The sequence below is a fragment of the bacterium genome, from assembly GCA_036524115.1.
Classification (GTDB): Bacteria; JAUVQV01; JAUVQV01; order JAUVQV01; family DATDCY01; genus DATDCY01.
In genome coordinates this window covers 1-4,880 of the sequence record DATDCY010000313.1, presented here as the reverse complement: position 1 = coordinate 4,880, position 4,880 = coordinate 1, and the positions used below count along the sequence as shown (strand labels likewise).

At 73.5% G+C, this 4,880-nt stretch carries 4 protein-coding genes; all 4 read right to left on the bottom strand.

Features of this window, described 5'->3' with window-relative positions; genetic code table 11:
* The coding region (locus tag VI078_14850; protein HEY6000562.1) for a FecR domain-containing protein at positions 1–1,325 on the bottom strand (1,325 nt) is incomplete at its 3' end.
* 21 nt (positions 1,326–1,346) lie between these two features.
* Positions 1,347–3,101: an HD domain-containing phosphohydrolase gene (locus VI078_14845; GenBank protein ID HEY6000561.1), complete on the bottom strand. Its 1,755-nt coding sequence runs from the start codon at positions 3,099–3,101 to the stop codon at positions 1,347–1,349.
* Positions 3,098–4,534 carry a sensor domain-containing diguanylate cyclase gene (locus VI078_14840; protein ID HEY6000560.1) on the bottom strand — a complete coding sequence of 479 codons (1,437 nt, stop codon included), beginning with the start codon at positions 4,532–4,534 and terminating at the stop codon, positions 3,098–3,100. The genes VI078_14845 and VI078_14840 overlap by 4 nt, the downstream gene beginning before the upstream one ends.
* The coding region (locus VI078_14835; protein ID HEY6000559.1) for a hypothetical protein at positions 4,531–4,880 on the bottom strand (350 nt) is incomplete at its 5' end. The genes VI078_14835 and VI078_14840, both read right to left, overlap by 4 nt.

Below are 4,880 nucleotides of genomic sequence, written 5' to 3'. Positions count from 1 at the left end.
CACGAGCCCACCGCCTGGCGGAAGCTCGTCACGTTGCCGGCGCGGTCGCGAGCGACGACCTCGGCCTCCGCGCCCTCGGCCGCCGGGCCCCGGATGACCGCCGAGAAATAGCCGCTGGCGTCCACCGTGACCGGCACGCCGCCGACGCTGACGGTCGCGCCCGGCTCGGTGCGCCCGTTGACCAGCAGCTCGCGGCCGCGCCCGGTGCGCAGCGCGACGCACTTCTGCACCTCGACCGTCGGCGCGACGCGGTCGAGCACGACCCGCAGCGGCACGGGGTCCGAGAAGTCGCCCGCGCGCCCCTGGGTGTCGAGCGCCGCGACCCGCACGAAATAGACCCCCTGGCTGAGCGCGGAGGTCGTGACCGCGGTCTCGCGCACGTCGTCCCGTGCGAACACGGGCTTGTCGAAGAAGCGGTCGCCCGCGACCTCCACGCGGTACGCGCGGGCGCCCGGCACCGGCTCCCAGGCGCAGGGCACGACCACGCCGCCGCTGGCGGTCGGCCAGGTCTCGAGCGGCCGCGGCGTGCGCAGCCGCGGGGCCGGGAGCAGGTTCTCGGGCCGCGAGATCTCCTTGAGGGCGTTGATCACGACCGAGGTGCGGTCCGTCACCTGGACCTTCTGCGCGCCGGTGTCGAGGGCGACCTGGCCGGAGTAGACGCTGACCTGGCTCTGCTTGTCCGGCCGGATCTCGACCGAGAGCCGGGCCTTCTCGACGTCCGCGGTCGCCGTCGGCATCTCCAGGCGGAACTGCGAGCCGCGCACGACGGACTTCTTGATGTCGGCCTCGATGTTGCTCACGAGCAGGCGGACCGAGGACTTGCGGACCTTGGTGCGCACGTTCTCCGTGAGGTCCCCGATGACGATGAGCGAGTCGGGCTTGATGCGCAGCACGTTGCCGTCGTCGAAGCTGACCTCGGCCCGCGCGCTCGAGAACGTGCGCACGCGGTCCCCGCTGGCGAGGCGCATGTCGTCCTCCGCGCCGCGCCAGGCCAGGTCGGTGGCCCGTTGGATCTCGACGCGGCCCGAGAAGAAGCTCAGCGTCGCGTAGCGCTGCTCGAGCAGCTCGCCGGCGTCCTTCGTGCCGGTCATCAGCTGGATGCGCCGGTCCACCGAGCGGCGCGCCAGCGAGAAGACGCGGCCGACGAGGCTCTCGCTGCCGCGCGAGCGGGCGTAGAGGAAGTTCGCCGCGGCCCCGACGGCGATCAGCGCCAGCACCACGCCCCAGAACTGGAGCGTGAAGTACGAGATGCGGACCTCGCGCCAGCGCAGGTGCCGGCGGGCGTCCCCCCGCGGCTCGGGCCTCTTCGGTCGGATCGGCGGCATCGCTCCCTTTCGCGCCTCCCTTTAGGCCGGCTGCGGCGCCGGCGCGGCCGCCGTCGCGCCCCGTGCGCGGGCGAGCTTGGGGTGTGCCTTGATGAACGCCTGCACCATCTTCGGGTCGTAGCGCTTGCCCGAGAGGCGCGTGAGCGTCTTGATGACGAAGTCGTCGTCCATCGCCTTCTGGTAGAGCCGGTCGGACGTCATCGCGTCGAAGGTGTCCGCGACGGCGATGATGCGGGCAATGACCGGGATCTCGCCTCCCGCGAGCCCGTCGGGGTAGCCGGTGCCGTCGAGAGCCTCGTGGTGGTGGCGCATGCCGGGGATGATGTCCTTGAGCTGGCGGATCGGCGCCATGATGCTGGCGCCCATCTCCGGGTGGCGCTTGATGATCGCGTACTCGGCGTCGGTGAGCCGGTCGGGCTTGCGCAGCACCGCGTCCTCGATGCCGATCTTGCCCACGTCGTGCAGGAGCGCCGCGATCTGCACCCGCTCGAGGCCGCGCTCGTCGAGGCCCAGTTCGCGCGCGATCGCCACCGAGAAGATCGCGACGCGCTCGGAATGACCCCGGGTGTACGGGTCCTTCGCGTCGATCGCGGCCGCGAGCGACTTGATCGTCGCCAGGAACAGCTCGCGCACGTTGCGGTCGTAGAGCTCCAGCTGGCGGGTCATGTGGTTGAAGGTGTCGGCGAGCTGCCCGATCTCGTTCACCGCGCGCGTGGCGATGGTGCCCTTGAAGTCCCCGCGCGAGATCGCCAGCGCCTTGTCGGCGAACGCCCGGATCGGGCCGCTGATCCCCTGGGCCGTCGCGACGCCGATGCCGACGGCGAGCAGGATGCCGGCCGAGACCCAGAGCACCGTCTGGCGACGCAGCTCGGCGAGCGAGCGGTAGGCCTCGTCGCGCAGCTCCTCGATGACGACCCCCCAGCCCACGCCGGGGACCAGGTCGTAGGCGCCGAGCATCTGCCGGCCCGCGTGGTCGCGGAAGGGCACGCTCCCGAGCGTCTGGCCCGCCTGGAGGTAGCCGACGATCTCGAGGTCCGCGAGGTTCTCGCGGCGGCGCACCAGGTCCAGGTCGCGGTGCGCAACGAGCACGCCCCGCCGGTCGACGAGGTAAGCCTGGCCGGTCGTGCCGACGCGCACCTTGGCGATGAGCGACTGCAGGTCGGCGAGGCTCACGACGGCGAACAGCGCGGCGGTGACCCGGTTGGTCTCGTCGCGCACCGGCACGGCCACTGCGACGGCCGTCGCCCCCGCCCCGGCGGGGAAGAACGGGGCCCCGACGTACTCCTCGCCCCGCAGGGCGGCCGCGACCGCGGCCGCGGCGTCCGCCGGCCCGATCTGCGCCCAGGGTGCGGCGCCGCCGCGCCCGACCTCGGCGAGCGTGCGGCCGTCCGGCGAGACGACGCGCACCGCGAGCAGCCGGTTGTAGGCGTCGAGGAACGGGACGAGCAGGTCCGAGCGGCGGCCCTCGTCGAGGCCCGCCGTCAGCCCCTGGAACCGGGCCATGCCGCGCAGCGTCTCGCTCGCCGAGCGCAGGAAGGACTCGACCCGCTCGGCGGTGCTCGTCACGATCTGCGTGTGCGCCGAGAGGATGCCGCTCTCGAGCGTGCCCTGGTTGACCTGGAGCATCTTGCGGCTCGAGATGGCGAGCGGGCCGACGCCGACGAGGAGCAGCACCCCCAGCAGCTGGTAGAGCAGCTTGATGCGCCGCGGCCGCGCCTGCACCGCCGGGGCGGCGGCCTCCGGCGCGGGGGCGGCGGCGGCCCGCGCCCGCTTCACGCCGGCGCCTCCGCGTTTGCCGCGCCGGACACCTGGGCGAGGTAGACGCCGTTGCGGGTACGGTTCTTGACCCGGTACATCGCCTGGTCCGCGAGGCGGATCAGTTCCTCCTCGCTCGAGCAGGTCTCGGGGAACGAGGCGACGCCGAAGCTGGCCGTCAGGTGCGCCGCATGCCCCTGGTCCGCGAGGAAGACGTGCTCGTTCATCGCCTGGCGCAGGCGCTCGGCGACGAACGCGGCGGCCTCCAGCTTCGTCTCGGGGAGGATCACGATGAACTCGTCCCCGCCGTAGCGCGCGACGATGTCCACGTCGCGCACGCCGCGGCGCAGCACGTCCGCGACCTCGCGCAGCAGCTGGCTGCCCATGAGGTGCCCGTGGCGGTCGTTGACCAGCTTGAAGTGGTCGAGGTCCAGGAAGATCACCGAGACGTGGCCGCGGTAGCGGCGGCAGCGCTTGACCTCGGCGTCGAGGTACTGCGTGAAGAAGCGCGTGTTGTACAGCCGCGTCAGCTCGTCGGTGAACGTCAGCTGCTTGGTCTGCTGGTAGAGGCGGGCGTTCTCGATCGCGATCGCCGCGAAGCCCGCCAGCCGCGTCACCAGGCTCAGATCGCGCTGGCTGAAGCCCTCGCCCCCCTTCTTGTTGACGACCTCGATCACGCCGAGCACCCGCCCGCGCGTCTCGAGGGGCACGCAGAGCACCGAGCGCGCGCCGGTCCCGTAGGCCTGCTCGAGGCCGCACCAGCGCGGGTCGTTGGCCACGTCCTCGACGACCACGGGCTTGCCCTCGCGCGCGACCCACCCGGCGATCCCCTCCCCCGGCCGGACCGTCGCGCCGGTGCGCGTGCGGTCCGCCCCCTCGCCGGCGGCCACCGACAGCTGCACGCCGCCGTCGCCCTCCTCGGCGAGCAGCAGCGACCAGGACTCGGCCTGCACGAGCTCGCGGGTCTTCTCCATGATGATGTTGAGCACCGTCTGCAGCTCGAGCGAGGAGATGATCGTGCGCCCGATCTCCTCGACGGAGGCCAGCTCCTGTTCCTTCTCCTGGAGCTGGCGCGAGAGCGAGCGCCAGCGCAGGGCGTTGCGCGCGCTGCGGGCGAGGCGCGACTCCCCCGGCGGCTCGGGCAGCAGCTCGCTGAAGGCCGCGGCGTGGCGCGCCACCGGCTCGGCGACGCCCTCGGGCAGGGCCCCGACCACGGGGACCGGCGGCATGGCCTGCTGCGCGAGCGCCAGCAGGCCGCGGTGCTCGCCGCGCGCGTCGACGCGCAGGACGACACAGTCCACCCCGCGCGCCGCGAAGAGCCGGGCGCCGTCGTCGGGGGAGTCGAAGCAGACCAGCTCCGCCCCGTCCGGCACCTCGAGGGCCAGCCGCTGGCGCAGCGCGGGCTCGTCGGCGACGAGCCCGCGCGCGATCAGCACGAGGGGGCGCCCGCTCACCGGCCGTCCCCCCGCTCGAGCCGGTAGTCGCGGTCCGCGGCCCGGTAGTCGAAGGGCCGCCCGTCCGCCGCACGCAGATCGCGCGCGCGCAGCAGGCCGCTCTCGGCGAGCCTGCCGAGCTCCGGCGGGTAGGCCTGCTTCTCAAGGTAGTAGACCTCCAGCGCCAGGCGCACCCGGCGCAGCCGCGCGGCGTCGGCGATCGCGGCGGCTTCGCGGCGACTCTCGCGCGCCCGGAACCCCTGCGCCACGATGCCCCAGGGATTGAACAGGAAGGCGGCGGCCAGGAAGACGGCGGCGGCCGCGACGACCCCGTACTCCCGCGCCCCCATCCCGGCGGCGGCGGGCC